Below are 15,411 nucleotides of genomic sequence, written 5' to 3'. Positions count from 1 at the left end.
GTGATCGTCTCCGCCCGTCCTTGCCAGCGCAGCGAAGCAACCTATGGTAGCGCCGCCTCCTCAGAACGCGCGCTGCCCTGGCTCGCTTCGCCTGCGGCTCGCGATGACGACGAGGTCGGCGCCGAGCGCTCCGACCACGACCCCGTTTACGCCTTCGCCGCGGCGATGGCCGCCACGAAGGAGGGGCGCTCCAGCGTCGCGCTCACCCAGGCGGCCAGACGCGGCCAGCGCTCGGCGTCGGGAGCGAACTTCACCAGCCGCAGATTGTGGAACGGCGACGCCACCGCGATGTCGGCGATGCTGAAGGCGCCGCCGACGAGGTAGGGCCCGTCGATCTGCCCTTCGAGGTAATCGAACAGCGGCGGAAAGCCCTCGTCGATCGTGCGCTGGGCGAGCGCGTCGTCGCCGGCGACCTTGTACAGGCGCGGCTTGAGGAAGCGTTCGACGAACGGGACGACCATCCGCGGGAAGCACTCGCCGTCGGCGTACTCGTCGAACCACACCGCCCGGGCGCGGTCGCGGGCGCCGGACGGGATCAGCGAAGGCTCAGGATGCACGGCCTCGATGTAGTGCAGGATGGCGCTGGAATCGGCGAGCCGGAAGCCCTCGTCCTCGATCGCCGGCACCTTGCCGGTCGGGCTCGCGGCCCGGAACTCCAGGTCCTTGGCCTGCGGCGCCACCGGCCGGTGCTCGTAGGCGACGCCCTTCTCCGCGAGCGCGACCAGGACCTTGCGGACGAACGGCGAGACGCTGGTGCCGTAGACGATCACGATGAGCCCTCCCACGATTTCGGGCGAGCTTACCCCGCGCTCAGCTCCACCGTCACCGGCACGTGGTCGGACGGCTTGTCGAGGCCGCGCAGGTGTTTCTGCACCGAGGCCGAGACCAGCCGGTCGGCGGCCTGCGGCGACAGCAGCAGGTGGTCGATGCGGATGCCGAAGTTCCGCGGCCAGCACCCGGCCTGATAGTCCCAGAAGGTGTAGAGCCCGTCGCGCGGGTCGCAGGCGCGCAGCCCGTCGGTCAGGCCCTCCGCCAGCAGCGCCCGGAACGCCGCCCGCGATTGCGGGAGGAACAGAGCGTCGCCCCGCCACGCCTCCGGGTCGGCGGCGTCCGAGGGTTCGGGGATGACGTTGTAGTCGCCCGCGAGCACCAGCGCGGTCTCCGCCCGCATCAGGTTCCTGGCATGAAGCCGCAGCCGCTCCAGGAAGGCGAGCTTGTAGGGGTATTTCGGGCTGTCGACGGGGTTGCCGTTCGGCAGGTAGATCGAGGCGACTCGCACCGGCGCCGTATCCGCGCCGGAGACCAGCGCCTCGATGTAGCGGGCCTGGACGTCCTCGCCGTCCCCCGGCAGGCCGCGGCGGATCTCGCTGATCGTGAGCGGCGCCCGCACCAGCAGCGCCACGCCGTTATAGGCCTTCTGCCCCAGGGTCTCGACCGCGTAGCCCGATGCCTCGACCTCGGCGCGGGGAAAAGCCTCGTCCTGGCACTTCAGCTCTTGCAGGCAGACCACGTCCGGTCGCGCCTCGTCGAGGAAGGCGGTGAGGTGCCCGACCCGCTGCTTGATCGAGTTGACGTTCCAGGTGGTGATCCGCATCGATCCCGTCCGTGCCCGCGGCCGTCATCCGATCTTCGCGCCCGGCTGACAAGACGCGGCCGGCGGGGACGGGGCGGAGGGCGCGGGTTTTGGCGATCGACTGGGTCGAGCCGATCCGCGCCTATTGCGAGCGTGGCGACGGCGGCTTCTGGGCCGAGCCGTTCGGGGCGGTCTCGAACGCCGCGTTCCTCGTGGCCGCCGCGGCGGCGGCGCTCCGGGCCCGGGCCGCGCGGGATCCGGCCGCCCTGGCGCTCGCCGGCCTCGTCGCCGTCGTCGGGTTCGGCTCGTTCCTGTTCCACACCCTGGCGGTGTTCTGGGCGATGCTCGCCGACGTGGTGCCGATCGCCGCCTTCGTCGTCGCCTACGTCCTCCTCGCCCTGCGCCGCTTCCTGGACCTGTCGTGGCTCGCAGCGACTCCGCTCACCGTCGCTTTCGCCGCCATCGACCTCGGGCTGACGCCGGTGCTGGAGGCGGCCACCGGCCTGCCCCTGGCGCGCCTCACCAACGGCTCGCTCGACTATCTGCCCGCCGCCCTGGCCCTCGCCGGGGTCACTGCCGCGCTCCTCGTCCGGCCCGATCCGGCGGGCCTGCGCCGGACGACGGCCCTGCGGCTCGCCGGAATCGCGGCCCTGTTCCTCGTGTCGCTCGCCCTGCGCACGGTCGATCGCGCCGCCTGCGCGGCGATCCCGTTCGGTACGCACGGGTTCTGGCACGTGCTGAACGCCGCGGTGCTCTACGCGCTGGTCGCCACCGCCGTGCGCCACCGAACCGGCGCCACGGCGGATTCTTGCGGGCGCACCTGAAACGTTGCAGAAGTGCGCACCGCAACACGGAGGGGCCGCGTCGCGGGCGCCTCCGGACGCCCGTCCGACGGGTCGTCGCCGCGGCCACGGAAGGATCCATGTCGCAGTCTCTCCGCCTCGGCGTCGCCGGGCTCGGCACCGTGGGTGCGTCCGTCGTCCGCATGATCGACCGTCGCCGGGCGGCACTCGCCGCCGCCGGCCTCGACATCCGCGTCGCCGCCGTCTCCTCGCGCGACCGAGGGCGCGACCGCGGCCTCGACCTCGCCGGGATCGACTGGTTCGACGACCCCGCGGCGATGGCGGGCGCGGAGGGCGTCGACTGCGTCGTGGAGCTGATCGGCGGCGCCGAGGGGCCGGCCCGGGCGACCGTCGAGGCGGCGCTCCGGGCGGGCAAGCCGGTGGTGACCGCCAACAAGGCCCTGCTCGCCCGCCACGGGGCGGCGCTCGCCGAGGCCGCCGAGGAACGGGGCGTCGCGCTCGCCTACGAGGCGGCGGTGGCGGGCGGCATCCCGGTGATCAAGGCCCTGCGCGAGGGGCTCGCCGGCAACGCCGTGTCGCGCGTCTACGGGATCCTCAACGGCACCTGCAACTACATCCTCAGCCGCATGGAGCGCGAGGGCCTGACCTTCGAGGTCTGTCTCAAGGACGCGCAGGCGCTGGGCTACGCCGAGGCCGACCCGACCTTCGACGTGGAGGGCTTCGACACCGCCCACAAGCTCGCGATCCTCACGAGCCTCGCCTTCGGCACGCGGATCGACGCCGAGGGCGTGTCGGTCGAGGGCATTTCCCGGGTCCAGCCGCTGGACCTGCGCATGGCCGACGAACTCGGCTACCGGATCAAGCTGCTGGGCGTCGCGCAGGGCACCGCGGCCGGGATCGAGCAGCGCGTCCACCCGACGATGGTGCCCAAATCCTCGGCGATCGCCCAGGTGATGGGCGTGACCAACGCGGTGACCATCGATGCCGACGCGGTGGGCGAGCTGACGCTGATCGGCCCCGGCGCCGGCGGGGAGGCGACCGCCTCGGCGGTGTTCGCCGACATCGCCGACGTGGCCCGCGGGATCGTGCGCCCGACCTTCGGGGTCGGCGCCGCCCGGATGCGCCCGAGCGAGCGGGTCGAGATGCAGCGGCACGAGGGCGGCTACTACATCCGCCTGACGGTCCACGACCGCCCGGGCGTCGCCGCCGGCGTCGCCCAGCGCATGGCCGAGCGCGAGATCTCGATCGAGAGCATCCTCCAGCGCCGGGTCGAGGGCGCGGCACCCGACCCGCACGGCCGCTCCGGCCGGCCGGTGCCGCTGGTGCTGATCACCTACGCCGCCACCGAGGGCAACATCCGCGCCGCCCTCGACGCGATCGGCGGCGACGGGCTGCTCGCCGAGCCGCCGCAGCTCATCCGCATCGAGCGGGAGTAGGGCATTCGGGGCGGAAGGACATTCGGAACGGATGACGAAACCGAAGCCGGACACATACGATATACGGTGAGGCGGGAAGCGGCGGGATGTCCGGTCGCGGCCGCGACGGGATCCGACGCGAAGATCGGGCCCGGACTTAGAGGCAGGGAACGATGTCAGACGGGTCCAGAAGCTCGCGCGCGGTGCCGCGCACGCTCGCGCTCGAACTCGCCCGCGTCACCGAGCGCGCCGCCATCGCTGCCGCGCGGCTGCGCGGCAAGGGCGACGAGAAGGCGGCCGACCAAGCGGCGGTCGACGCGATGCGCGACGAGCTGAACGGCCTGCCGATCCGCGGCACCGTGGTGATCGGCGAGGGCGAGCGCGACGAGGCGCCGATGCTGTTCATCGGCGAGCAGCTCGGCCGGGGCGAGGGGCCGGAGGTCGACATCGCCGTCGACCCGCTGGAGGGCACCACCCTCTGCGCCAAGGACATGCCCGGCGCCATCGCCGTGATGGCCATGGCCGAGCGCGGCTCACTGCTCGCCGCCCCCGACGTGTACATGCAGAAGATCGCGATCGGCCCGGGCTACCCGGCCGGCCTCGTCGATCTCGACGCCAGCCCCGCCGACAACATCGGCGCCCTCGCCCGCGCCAAGGGCGTCGCGCCGGACCAGATCACCGCCCTGATCCTCGACCGGCCCCGCCACGCCGCCCTCGTTGCCGAAGTCCGCGCCACCGGCGCCGCCGTCCGGCTGATCTCGGACGGCGACATCGCCGGCATCATCTTCACGACGAGCCCGGAGGAGACCGGGGTCGACATCTATCTCGGCACCGGCGCGGCACCGGAGGGCGTGCTCGCCGCGGCGGCCCTGCGCTGCATCGGCGGGCAGATGCAGGGACGGCTGATCCTCGACACCGCCGACCGGCGCCGCCGTGCGACCGAGATGGGCATCCGCGACCACGATCGGAAATACGAGCTGACCGATCTCGCGGGCGGGGACGTGATCGTCGCGGCGACCGGCGTCACCGACGGGGCGCTCCTGCGCGGCGTCCGCTTCCGGCCCGACCGCATCCAGACCGAGACGATCGTCTACCGCTCCGAGGCCGGCACCGTCCGCCGCATCCTCGGCGAGCACCGGCGCCCGGCCTAGGACCCGCCGCCGCGCGTTCCTGAAACGGCGAAGGGCCGCCGACCCGGTTGAGGGGCGACGGCCCGGGTCGATGCCGCGGAGCGGGCGGTCAGTTCAGGACGACGACCTTGGCGCCGACATTGACGCGGCTGAACAGGTCGATCGCGTCCTGGTTGATCATCCGGATGCAGCCCGAGGACACGCTCCGGCCGATCGTCTCCGGCTCGGTGGTGCCGTGGATGCGGAACAGCGTGTCCTTGTTGCCCTGCCACAGGTACATGGCGCGGGCGCCGAGCGGGTTGCGGTTGCCGCCGGGTACGCCCAGGCCGCTCTGGAGCTTGTCGACCTGCCCGGCGAGGTCGGGACGGCGGGCGATCATCTCCTTGGGCGGGTACCAGTCCGGCCACGCCTGCTTCGAGTTCACCGTGGCGCTGCCCGACCACGAGAAGCCCTGCTTGCCGACGCCGACGCCGTAGCGGCGGGCGCGGCCGTTCTCCTCGACGAGCGTGAGCTGGTGCGCCCGCGGGTCGACGATGATCGTGCCCGGCTCGTAGGGGCCGTGATAGGCGATCTCCTGGCGCAGGAACGCCGGGTTCGTCTTCTTGTAGTTGAAGGCCGAGATCGGGAAGACGTCGTCGTTGATCGGGCCGTAGATCCGCGCGTAGTCGATCGGACCGTTGTCGGGGGCGCGGATCACGGCCTTGGCCTTGGCGGCCTCGATCGGCGACAGGCCCTCGACCGGCGGCGCGGCCGCCGTGCCCCCGGGGGGCTCCACCGCCGTGCGGGCCGGCGGCGCCACCTCGGTGCCGGGCACCGGGCGCCCGTAATCCATCCGGCCGGTATAGGGCACGTAGCGGCCGCCGCGCTTGAGGTAGAGCGCGCCGTTCTGGTCCTGGTAGAGCTGCTGGTCGTCGACGGGGGCGCCGTAACCGTCGATCCCGGCGGCGGCGACCGGGCCGCGGTTCTGGGCGAGGGCCGGCGGGGCGACCGCGAGGGCGGCGAACCCGGCGAGGAGGAGGCGGATCGGGGCGGACATCGATGCAATTCCCTGCGTGGCGCGACCGCGGTCGTTCCGGCGGCGCGCGGGAGCGGGCGCCCTGAGACGCGGCCAAGCTCCGTCCGGGTTTTAGCAAGTTCCGATCCAGGGCGCCAAGATCCGGGCCGGCCACACCGGGCCGCGACGGCGCGGGCATCTGGACTTCTGCCGGTCTGTGTTGCCGGAGTGCCGCAAGGTTCGGCAGCCGCCGGTGCGAAAGCCGGCGGAATTCCGGGGGCGCGGCCCCGGCGAAGGCCTGCGCCGACTTGGCACGCTCGCTGCATCGCTCCCGACGCCGCGCCTGCTGCGGCGCGCGGAGCAACGGCGCTCCAGACTGCGGACGGTGTGCGTCCGGCCCCCCGGCATGCGCGGACCCGACGCGGTCCGCCTCAGCAGACGAGCACCCAGCGATGGCCAGCTTCAAGACGGTGATGAAGTCGGGGCACCCCCCGACGCTGTTCGCGGCGTTCCTGTATTTCGATTTCTGCTTCGCGATCTGGGTGCTCAACGGCGCGATGGGGCCGTTCATCACCGAGACCTACAAGCTCACCCCGGCCCAGACCGGCTTCATGATCTCCCTGCCGATCCTGGCCGGGGCCATCATGCGCTTCCCGCTCGGCGTGCTCGCCCAGTATATCGGCCGCAAGAACGCCGCGCTCACCGAGATGGGCGTCATCGTCCTGGCGATGGTCTACGGCTTCTTCTTCGTGTCCTCCTACAACGACGTGCTGGCGATGGGCGTGCTGCTCGGCATCGCCGGCGCCTCGTTCGGCGTCGCCCTGTCCCTGGGCTCCGGCTGGTTCCCGCCCGAGCACAAGGGGCTGGCCATGGGCATCGCGGGGGCCGGCAATTCGGGCACCGTGCTCGCCGTGCTGTTCGCCCCGCCGCTCGCCCAGGCCTACGGCTGGCAGGCGGTCTACGGCTTCGCCGGCGCGGTGATGCTGCTGCCGATCGCCGTGATGATCGCGCTGGCCAAGGAGCCGCCGGACTGCCACGAGCAGACCTTCAAGCAGCACGTCTCCTGCCTGTTCACGAAGGACGGCTGGGCATTCTCGCTGATCTACGTGATCACCTTCGGCGGCTTCATCGGCCTGTCGAACTTCCTGCCGACCTTCTTCTACGAGCAGTTCGCGGTGACCAAGGTCGAGGCCGGCCGGCTGACCATGCTCGCGGCGCTGATGGGCTCGGGCATCCGGATCGTGGGCGGCTACTTCGCCGACCGGGTGGGCGGTGTCGCGGTGCTCTCCGTGGTGCTGCTGGCGGCGATCGGCGCGTTCCTGGGGCTGACGGCGACGCCGTCGCTCGCGGCCACGACCGTGCTGTTCATGTTCTGCTTCGCGGCGCTCGGCGCCGGCAACGGCGCGCTGTTCCAGCTCGTGCCCCTGCGCTGGCCGTCGAACACCGCGGTGGCGGGCTCGATGATCGGCGAGGTCGGCGCGCTCGGCGGGGCGATCCTGCCGAACGTGATGGGCCTCTCGAAGCAGTACACCGGCTCCTTCGCCACCGGGTTCGTGCTCTACGCGGCCTTCGCCGCCGTGGTGCTCGGCTGCCTGTTCCTGTGGCAGCGCACGTGGGTCGGCACCTGGGTCGGGCCGCGCGGCAAGGCCCTGGGCACGCAGCCGGCCGGGGAGGGCGGCGAGCTGCGGCCGGCCACGGCCTGAACGACAGCAGATTTCGGCCGCGTCCCGCGCGGCTCTGGACGGCGACGGGGGCCTTCGGGCCCCCGTTCGCGTTTTCATCCCGTCTCCGGTGACAGAATGCGCGACGGTGTTGCCATCGGCGCCGGGAGCGGTTTGAATAACGCATACGAAAAGTGCCCGTCCGCGGTCGAGGCGCGAGAGGGCCGGCGCGGACGGCGCTCACCAGGGAGGGATCGATGATGAAGCGCGTGAGCGCCACGAACGGCGTGCTCGGGCTGCTCTGCCTGATGTACTTCATCACCTATCTGGACCGGGTGAACATCGCGACTGCCGGGTCCGTGATGATGAGCGACCTCGGCATGTCGAACACGCAGTTCGGCCTGATCCTCTCGGCCTTCGCCTACCCCTACGCGATCTTCCAGGTGATCGGCGGCTCGGTCGGCGACCGGTTCGGGGCCCGGCGCACGCTGATGATCTGCGGCATCATCTGGGCGTCGGCGACCATCCTCACCGGCATGGTCGGCGGCCTCGTCAGCCTGTTCCTCGCCCGCGTGCTGCTGGGCTTCGGCGAGGGCGCGACCTTCCCGACCGCGACCCGGGCCATGCAGAACTGGACGGCGCCGGGCCGCCGGGGCTTCGCGCAGGGCATCACCCACGCCTTCGCGCGCCTGGGCAACGCGGTGGCGCCGCCGATCGTCGCCTTCCTGATCTACCACGTCGGCTGGCGCAGCAGCTTCGTGATCCTCGGCGTGGCGAGCTTCGTCTGGGTGGTGATCTGGTACCTGTACTTCCGCGACGACCCGTCCGAGCACCCCGCCATCACGCGGGCCGAGCTCGACACGCTGCCGCCGCCGCGCAAGGTCGGCGCCCGTCAGTCGGTGCCGTGGGGGGCGCTGACCCGCCGCATGCTGCCGGTGTCGGTCACCTATTTTTGCTACGGCTGGACCCTGTGGCTGTTCCTCGGCTGGCTGCCGAGCTTCTTCAAGCAGAGCTACGGCCTCGACCTGAAGAACTCGGCGCTGTTCGCCTCGGGCGTGTTCTTCGCGGGCGTGGTCGGCGACACGGTCGGCGGCATGCTCAGCGACGGCATCCTGCACCGCACCGGCAACGTGAAGCTCGCCCGGCTCTCGGTGATCGTCGTCGGCTTTCTCGGTGCGGCGGCGAGCCTGACCGGCGTGTTCTTCACCCGCGACCTGACCCTCGTGGCCCTGCTCCTGTCGTCCGGCTTCTTCTTCGCCGAGCTGGTGATCGGTCCGATCTGGTCGGTGCCGATGGACATCGCCCCGAAATACGCGGGCACCGGCAGCGGCCTGATGAACACCGGCTCGGCCATCGCCGCGATCGTCTCGCCGATCGTGTTCGGGCTGATCGTCGACATGACCGGGAGCTGGACGCTGCCCTTCGTCGGCTCGATCGGCCTGTGCTTGCTCGGCGCCGGCCTCGCCTTCACCATGCATCCCGAGCGGGAATTCGTGGAGCCCGCGGCGGGGCCGGACGGCCGGGTGGCCGGCGTGACGGCGGGGGAGTAGGCGGGCCATGGCCGTGACGTCGCACAGGAGCGGCCCGCTCGCGGGCATGCGGGTGATCGAGCTCGCCCACATCATGGCCGGCCCGGTCTGCGGACTGATGCTCGGCGACATGGGCGCGGAGGTGATCAAGGTCGAGAAGCTCGACGGCGACGACACCCGCCGCACCGTCCCGCCCGCCCTGGAGGGCGAGAGCGCCGCCTACATGATGATGAACCGCGGCAAGCGCGGCATCAGCCTCGACCTCAAGCATCCCGACGGGATCGCGGTGCTGCGCCGCCTCCTCGACGGCGCCGACGCGCTGATCGAGAACTACCGCGCGGGCACGATGGAGCGGCTCGGTCTCGGCTACGAGACCCTGCGGCAGGACTACCCGGGCCTCGTCTACTGCTCGCTCTCGGGCTTCGGCCGCAGCGGCCCCTACCGGGACCGGGCCGGCTTCGACCTCGTGGCGCAGGGCATGAGCGGGCTGATGTCGGTGACGGGGGAGGGGCCCGGCCGGCCGCCGATGAAGTGCGGGCCGCCGGTGACCGACATCACCGCCGGCATCCTCGCGGCGATGGGCGTGCTCGCGGCCTACTCCAACCGCCTGCGCACCGGGCGCGGGCAGGCGGTCGACACCTCCCTGTTCGAGGCCGGCATCACCCACACCTACTGGCAGTCGGCCATCGCCATGGCGACCGGGGTGGCGCCGGGGCCGATGGGCTCGGCCCACCCGCTCAACGCCCCCTACGAGGCGTTCGAGACGGCGGACGGCTGGATCACCATCGGCGCCGCCAACCAGACCAACTGGCTGCGGCTGCTCACGGCGATCGGCGCCGAGGAGCTGGCGCAGGACCCGCGCTTCGCGCTCAACCGCGACCGGATGGCCAACCGGCTGGAGCTGGCCGCGACGCTCGCGCCGCGGTTCCGCGCGCACGGCTCCGCGGACTGGCTGGCGCGGCTGGAGGCGGAGGGCGTGCCGGCCGGGCCCGTGCTCGACGTAAACGCCATGCACCGGGACCCCCAGGCGCTCGCCCGGGAGATGGTGGTCGAGGTCGAGCACCCGCGCGTTGGGCCGATGCGCACGCTCGGCCTTCCCATAAAATTCTCGGACACGCCGGGCCGCGTCCACGGGCCGGCGCCGCTGCTCGGCGAGCATTCCCGCGCGATCCTGGCGGAGGCCGGCTACGCGGCCGACGCGATCGACGACTTGATCGCCCGGGGCATCGTGCGCGAGACCGTGGCCTGAGGATTTGGAGGTCCGCCGATGAACGCTCACGCTCAGACCGACGAATTGCTGTTCACGACGGACGAATCCGGCGTCGCCCGGATCGTCCTGAATCGGCCGCAGGCGCGCAACGCGCTCACCTTCGCGATGTATCGCGGCCTCGTCACCTGCTGCGAGCGGATCGCGGACGACGCGTCCGTCAAGGCGCTGATCATCACCGGCGCGGGCGACAAGGCGTTCGCGGCCGGCACCGACATCGCCCAGTTCCGGAGCTTCGAGACGGCGGAGGACGCGCTCGGCTACGAGCGCTTCATGGATCAGGTGCTCGGCAGCCTGGAGCGGCTGCGGGTGCCGACCATCGCGGCGATCGCGGGCGCCTGCACCGGCGGCGGCGCGGCCATCGCGGCCGCCTGCGACCTGCGGGTCGCGACCCGCGACGCCCGGTTCGGCTTCCCGATCGCCCGGACGCTCGGCAACTGCCTCAGCCAGGGCAACCTGAAGCGGCTCGCGAACCTGATCGGCCCGGCGCGGGTCAAGGACATCATCTTCACCGCCCGCCTCGTCGGGGCGGAGGAGGCGCTGGCGATCGGCCTCGTGGGCGAGGTCGTGGACGACCGCACCGCCCTGGACGAGCGGGTCGACACCCTGGCCGGCCTGCTCGCCAACCACGCGCCGCTGACCATGCAGGCGACCAAGGAGGGGCTGCGTCGGCTCGCCGAGGAGGAGCCGGCGGCCGACGGCGCGCCGCGGCCGGGCGATGACCTGATCCTGATGTGCTACATGAGCCAGGATTTCCGGGAGGGCATGGAAGCCTTCCTCGGCAAGCGCGCGCCGCGCTGGGCGGGGCGCTGACCATCACCGATCCATGATTCGCGGCTGATACGGTTTCCGATTGTGGGGGTGCGGGATCGGCGCTCCGTCTTTGCGAGCGGAGCGAAGCAATCCAGCGGCGCCACCCTTGGAGAGCGCCCGCTACCCTGGGTCGGTGCGCTACCGCTCGCGATGACGGCGCGGGCCGCGATCACCGAATGGTCCAGACCGGAAACGGCACGACGCCATTGGCGATCCGGGCATCGCCTCTCCCCGCGTGCGGGGAGAGGGAAACCGGCGGCCGGCTCAGGCAACGGATGGCGTGGCTACCTCGTCTGCGACAGCAGCAGGTCCGGCAGCCACATCGCGATGCCCGGCACGAGGCAGAGGATCAGGATCGCCACCGCCATCAGGATCACGAAGGGCAGGGTGCCCCAGATGATGTCCGAGAGCGGGATGTCGGGGGCGATGTTCTTGATCACGAAGATGTTCAGGCCCACCGGCGGGTGGATCAGGCCCATCTCCATGGTGATCGTCATCACCACGCCGAACCACACGAGGTCGAACCCCGCGGCCTTCAGCGGCGGCAGGATGATCGGCGCCGTCATCAGGATGATCGAGACCGGCGGCAGGAAGAAGCCGAGCACGATCACCAGCGCCAGGATGGTGACGAGCAGCACCCAGGGCGAGAGCTGCATCGCCACGATCGCCGCGGCGGCCGATTGCGAGATGTGCAGGTAGCTCATCACGTAGGCGTAGAGCAGCGACATGCCGATGATCAGCATCAGCATGGTCGACTCACGCAGGGTGGCGGTGAGGATCGGGTTGAGGTCCTTCGCCTTCCACACCCCGTAGATCACGGCGATGAGGCCGAGCGCGAGCAGGCCGCCGAGGCCGGCCGTCTCGGACGGGGTCGCGTAGCCGCCGTAGAGCGCGACCATGACGCCGGTGAGCAGCACCACGAACGGGATCACCCGCGGCAGCGTCGAGAAGCGCTCCCGCATGGTGTAGTTCTCTTCGGCCAGGATGGCCGAGGCCGGGCCGCCGCGTTCCAGGGCGGCCTTGGCGTCCGCGTATTCCGAGCGGAACCGGTACATCGCCCAGAGCGCGAACAGGATCACCAGCAGGATGCCGGGTCCGATGCCGGCCAGGAACAGCCGGCCGAGCGACTGCTCCGCGGCGACCGCGTACAGGATCATGGTGATCGAGGGCGGCAGCAGGATGCCGAGCGTGCCCCCGGCCGCGATGATTCCGGCGGCGAAGCCCGGCGAGTAGCCGCGCTTGCGCATCTCGGGGATGCCGGCCGAGCCGATCGCCGAGCAGGTGGCCGGGCTGGAGCCGGCCATGGCCGCGAACAGGGCGCAGGCGAACACGTTGGCGATGCCGAGCCCGCCGGGGATGCGGTGCATCCAGGCGTGCATCGCCGAGTAGAGGTCCTGGCCGGCGCGCGAGCGGCCGATCGCGGCGCCCTTCAGGATGAAGAGCGGGATCGACAGCAGGGTGATCGAGGCCATCTCCTCGTAGACGTTCTGCGCCACCGTATCGAGGGAGGCGGCGGGCATGAACACCCACATGAAGGCCAGCGCCACGAAGCCGAGCGCGAAGGCGATGGGGATGCCCGAGAGCATCGCCCCCAAGGTCGCCCCGGCGTAGAGGAAGCCGATCGCGGCGGTGCTCATCGCTTGCGCTCTCCGATCAGCTCGCTGCCGTCCGGCGTCAGGTCCGGGCGGTCGCGCATGTCCTTGTTGATGTCGGAGCCCAGCCCGATCTTCGGCTTGGCCCAGCCGGCCGCCCGCGGCCCGTAGAGCACGGCCTCGGCGATCTGGATGGCGAACTGGACGCAGAGCAGGCTCATGCCGAGCGCCATCAGCGTGTAGGGGATCCACAGGGGCGGTCCCCAGGTCGACTGCGAGATCTGCCCGTCGACCCAGGCCTCGTGGTCGAGGGACCAGCTCTTCCAGGCGAAGAAGACGCAGAACAGGAAGCTGACGATGTCGGCCATCAGCAGCCGCGCGCGGTTCACCGCCGGCGACAGCAGCCCGGTCAGGGCCTCGATCGCCACGTGGCCGCGTTTGGCCTGCACCGCCGCCGCCGAGAAGAAGGTGGCGCCGACGATCAGGAACACCGCCATCTCGTCCTGCCACTCCGTCGGCTCCCGGAAGTAGTAGCGGATGACGACGCTGTAGCTCAGCACGAGGCAGGCCGCGACGAGGCAGAGCCCGCCGAGGCCGAGGATGACGCGGTTGAGCAACCGCATCGCGTTGTCGATCGCCCCGAGGGGCCCGGGGATGGAGGAGACGTCCGAGGCCCGGGTTTCGGGTGCAGCGGTCGCCGCATCGAATCCGTGGCTCATGCGACCTGCTCCGCCAGCTTGAGGAGTTCGGCGCAGCTCGCGCTCTTGCCCGCGTAATCCTTCCAGGCGGTGGCGCGGGCGATGTCGCGCCAGCGGCCGAGCGTCGGCTCGTCGAGCTGCACGACCTTGGCGCCGGCCTTGGCGAACAGTTCCTCGACGCGGGTGTCGTCGGCCTTGGCCCCGGCCTGCCCGAAGGGCTCGAGCTCGGCCCCGACCGCCATGATCAGGTCCTGCTGGTCCTTGGGGAGCCGGTCGAACACGATCTTCGACATCATGATCGGCTCCAGCATGAACCAGTACGAGCGCTCGCGGCCGGAGACGAGGCCCTTCGACAGCTCCTCCAGGCGGAACGAGATCAGGCTGGTGGACGAGGTGATCACCGCGTCGCAGGCGCCGGTCTGCATCGCGGCGTAGGACTCGTTCGAGGGGATCGACAGGGTGGCCGCGCCCGCCTCCTTGAGCATCATGTCCATCTCGCGCGAGCCGCCGCGCACCTTGCGCCCCTTCACGTCCTCGGGGGTGAGCAGCGGCGCCTCGCGGCTGGCGACGCCGCCGGCCTGCCAGACCCAGGAGACCAGGACGATGCCCTTGGCCAGCATGATCTCGGTGAGCTTGCGGCCGACCGGCGCCGTCTTCCAGGCGAGCGCCTGCGCGTAGGAGGTCACCAGCGCCGGCATCAGGCCGATGTTGGTCTCGGGCACCTCGCCGCCCGCGTAGGGCATCGGGTAGAGGGACATGTCGAGCGCCCCCTTCCGCATCGCGCCGAACTGGGCGTTGGTCTTCATCAGCGAGGAGCCGGGATAGACCTGCACCTCCAGCGCGCCCTTCGAGCGCTCGCCGACCTGCTTGGCGAACATCCGGCACATCCGGTCCCGGAAATCGCCCTCGTCGATCGTGCCGCCGGGGAACTGGTGCGACAGCTTCAGGATCGTGGCCGCCTGGGCGGCGCCGAGGCCGAAGCGCAGCAGGGCCGGCGCGGCCAGGGTTGCGGCCACGAGGCCGCGGCGTGTTGGCGTCATGTCTCCTCCCGCACCGCAACAAGGCGGCCGATCTTATTTTGCGCCGCAACAAGTGCCGCCGCTTCAAGTATGCTTGAACGCCGGCCCTGTATACGTTGTCAACGGTCCGGCATAATCATGGGCGAACAACGCGGGAATTTCGTCGGACGGCGCCGGGACTCGGCGAACCGTGACCGGCCCGCCGGGAGGTCGCAGCCATGAGCCACGCGCAGCGCTTGAGGCAGGCGATCGAGGACGAGATCGTCTCGGGCACGCTCTCGGTGGGATCGCGGCTCGACGAGATGCAACTCGCGGCCCGCTTCGGCGTGTCGCGCACGCCGATCCGCGAGGCACTGTTGCAACTCACGGTGAGCGGCCTCGTCGAGGCGAAGCCGCGCCGCGGCGCCATCGTCAGCGCTCCGGAACCGCACCTGCTGCTGGCCATGTTCGAGACGATGGCGGAGATCGAGGCGTCCTGCGGGCGTCTCGCGGCGCGGCGCCATACCCGCGAGGACGCCGCGGACCTGCGCACCGCGCTCGCGGCCTGCACCGCCGCAGCGGAGGACGTGGAGGGCTACTACCGCGAGAACTACGTGTTCCACACGGTCATCTACCGGGCCTGCCGCAACGCCTTCCTCGCCGAGCAGGCGCTGTCCCTCCATCGCCGCCTCTCGCCATACCGCCGCTTGCAGTTGCGGGCGCGGCACAGGCTGGCGCACTCGCTGGCGGAGCACGAGGCGATCGTCGCCGCGATCCTCGCCGGCGACGAGGCGGGCGCGGCCGAGCAACTGCGGGTCCACGTGCTGATCCAGGGCGACCGCTTCGCCGACTTCGTCGCCGGGATGCGGGAGGCCACCGCCGCGTGAGCGCCGGGCAAGGACCAGTTAGGCATCCCGGTTGCGGGGGATTGCGGAGGC

Annotated in this window: 14 protein-coding genes; 8 read left to right on the top strand and 6 right to left on the bottom strand. The window is 71.3% G+C overall.

The features are described from left to right. Window positions 1–146 precede the first annotated feature (146 nt). Together Q8W71_RS11200 and xth are read right to left on the bottom strand one after the other, a co-directional pair. The gene (locus Q8W71_RS11200; protein ID WP_305525442.1) at window positions 147–770 is read right to left on the bottom strand and encodes a glutathione S-transferase family protein; all 624 of its coding nucleotides are present in this window, start codon (window positions 768–770) and stop codon (window positions 147–149) included. A gap of 29 nt (window positions 771–799) precedes the next feature. Beyond that, a complete protein-coding gene (xth, locus tag Q8W71_RS11195) occupies window positions 800–1,594 on the bottom strand; it encodes an exodeoxyribonuclease III (protein ID WP_305525441.1) in 795 nt (264 codons plus the stop codon). Between the two features lie 89 nt (window positions 1,595–1,683). On the opposite strand from xth, the gene Q8W71_RS11190 reads away from it, so the two are divergent. From Q8W71_RS11190 to glpX, 3 genes are all read left to right on the top strand, one after another. Next, complete coding sequence (locus Q8W71_RS11190) at window positions 1,684–2,397, top strand: ceramidase domain-containing protein (protein WP_305525440.1); 714 nt, start codon at window positions 1,684–1,686, stop codon at window positions 2,395–2,397. Window positions 2,398–2,495: 98 nt separating this feature from the next. After that, window positions 2,496–3,812, top strand: coding sequence for a homoserine dehydrogenase (locus Q8W71_RS11185; RefSeq protein ID WP_305525439.1), 1,317 nt, complete (start codon window positions 2,496–2,498; stop codon window positions 3,810–3,812). Between the two features lie 152 nt (window positions 3,813–3,964). Then, complete coding sequence (gene glpX, locus Q8W71_RS11180) at window positions 3,965–4,942, top strand: class II fructose-bisphosphatase (RefSeq protein WP_305525438.1); 978 nt, start codon at window positions 3,965–3,967, stop codon at window positions 4,940–4,942. 88 nt (window positions 4,943–5,030) lie between these two features. On the opposite strand, the gene Q8W71_RS11175 is transcribed toward glpX, so the two are convergent. Further along, entirely contained in the window at window positions 5,031–5,957 is a 927-nt protein-coding gene (locus Q8W71_RS11175; RefSeq protein WP_305525437.1) for a L,D-transpeptidase, read from the bottom strand. A gap of 410 nt (window positions 5,958–6,367) precedes the next feature. On the opposite strand from Q8W71_RS11175, the gene Q8W71_RS11170 reads away from it, so the two are divergent. From Q8W71_RS11170 to Q8W71_RS11155, 4 genes are all read left to right on the top strand, one after another. Then, window positions 6,368–7,618, top strand: a complete 1,251-nt coding sequence (locus tag Q8W71_RS11170) for an MFS transporter (protein ID WP_305525436.1) — start codon at window positions 6,368–6,370, stop codon at window positions 7,616–7,618. Between the two features lie 215 nt (window positions 7,619–7,833). Next, window positions 7,834–9,126: an MFS transporter gene (locus Q8W71_RS11165; RefSeq protein WP_305525435.1), complete on the top strand. Its 1,293-nt coding sequence runs from the start codon at window positions 7,834–7,836 to the stop codon at window positions 9,124–9,126. 7 nt (window positions 9,127–9,133) lie between these two features. Then, window positions 9,134–10,354 carry a CaiB/BaiF CoA transferase family protein gene (locus Q8W71_RS11160; RefSeq protein WP_305525434.1) on the top strand — a complete coding sequence of 407 codons (1,221 nt, stop codon included), beginning with the start codon at window positions 9,134–9,136 and terminating at the stop codon, window positions 10,352–10,354. 18 nt (window positions 10,355–10,372) lie between these two features. Then, window positions 10,373–11,185 (top strand): enoyl-CoA hydratase/isomerase family protein, encoded by an 813-nt coding sequence (locus Q8W71_RS11155; protein WP_305525433.1) that lies wholly within the window; start codon window positions 10,373–10,375, stop codon window positions 11,183–11,185. A gap of 284 nt (window positions 11,186–11,469) precedes the next feature. On the opposite strand, the gene Q8W71_RS11150 is transcribed toward Q8W71_RS11155, so the two are convergent. From Q8W71_RS11150 to dctP, 3 genes are read right to left on the bottom strand one after another with little or no spacing between them, the layout of a single operon-like run. Next, a complete protein-coding gene (locus Q8W71_RS11150) occupies window positions 11,470–12,822 on the bottom strand; it encodes a TRAP transporter large permease (RefSeq protein WP_305525432.1) in 1,353 nt (450 codons plus the stop codon). Beyond that, window positions 12,819–13,496 (bottom strand): TRAP transporter small permease, encoded by a 678-nt coding sequence (locus tag Q8W71_RS11145; protein WP_305525431.1) that lies wholly within the window; start codon window positions 13,494–13,496, stop codon window positions 12,819–12,821. The genes Q8W71_RS11150 and Q8W71_RS11145 overlap by 4 nt, the downstream gene beginning before the upstream one ends. Further along, window positions 13,493–14,515 carry a TRAP transporter substrate-binding protein DctP gene (gene dctP, locus Q8W71_RS11140; RefSeq protein WP_305525430.1) on the bottom strand — a complete coding sequence of 341 codons (1,023 nt, stop codon included), beginning with the start codon at window positions 14,513–14,515 and terminating at the stop codon, window positions 13,493–13,495. The genes Q8W71_RS11145 and dctP overlap by 4 nt, the downstream gene beginning before the upstream one ends. A gap of 197 nt (window positions 14,516–14,712) precedes the next feature. On the opposite strand from dctP, the gene Q8W71_RS11135 reads away from it, so the two are divergent. Continuing rightward, window positions 14,713–15,360 (top strand): GntR family transcriptional regulator, encoded by a 648-nt coding sequence (locus tag Q8W71_RS11135; RefSeq protein ID WP_305525429.1) that lies wholly within the window; start codon window positions 14,713–14,715, stop codon window positions 15,358–15,360. Window positions 15,361–15,411: the final 51 nt, after the last annotated feature.

Source organism: Methylobacterium amylolyticum, from assembly GCF_030700245.1.
Taxonomy (GTDB): Bacteria; Pseudomonadota; Alphaproteobacteria; order Rhizobiales; family Beijerinckiaceae; genus Methylobacterium.
This window is presented reverse-complemented; position numbering and strand designations above follow the sequence as displayed.

Coding starts and splice junctions, on each gene's coding strand:
- xth (WP_305525441.1), bottom strand. CDS start 1,594: ATGCGGATCACCACCTGGAACGTCAACTCGATCAAGCAGCGGGTCGGG.
- Q8W71_RS11185 (WP_305525439.1), top strand. CDS start 2,496: ATGTCGCAGTCTCTCCGCCTCGGCGTCGCCGGGCTCGGCACCGTGGGT.
- glpX (WP_305525438.1), top strand. CDS start 3,965: ATGTCAGACGGGTCCAGAAGCTCGCGCGCGGTGCCGCGCACGCTCGCG.
- Q8W71_RS11175 (WP_305525437.1), bottom strand. CDS start 5,957: ATGTCCGCCCCGATCCGCCTCCTCCTCGCCGGGTTCGCCGCCCTCGCG.
- Q8W71_RS11170 (WP_305525436.1), top strand. CDS start 6,368: ATGGCCAGCTTCAAGACGGTGATGAAGTCGGGGCACCCCCCGACGCTG.
- Q8W71_RS11165 (WP_305525435.1), top strand. CDS start 7,834: ATGATGAAGCGCGTGAGCGCCACGAACGGCGTGCTCGGGCTGCTCTGC.
- Q8W71_RS11160 (WP_305525434.1), top strand. CDS start 9,134: ATGGCCGTGACGTCGCACAGGAGCGGCCCGCTCGCGGGCATGCGGGTG.
- Q8W71_RS11155 (WP_305525433.1), top strand. CDS start 10,373: ATGAACGCTCACGCTCAGACCGACGAATTGCTGTTCACGACGGACGAA.
- Q8W71_RS11150 (WP_305525432.1), bottom strand. CDS start 12,822: ATGAGCACCGCCGCGATCGGCTTCCTCTACGCCGGGGCGACCTTGGGG.
- Q8W71_RS11145 (WP_305525431.1), bottom strand. CDS start 13,496: ATGAGCCACGGATTCGATGCGGCGACCGCTGCACCCGAAACCCGGGCC.
- dctP (WP_305525430.1), bottom strand. CDS start 14,515: ATGACGCCAACACGCCGCGGCCTCGTGGCCGCAACCCTGGCCGCGCCG.
- Q8W71_RS11135 (WP_305525429.1), top strand. CDS start 14,713: ATGAGCCACGCGCAGCGCTTGAGGCAGGCGATCGAGGACGAGATCGTC.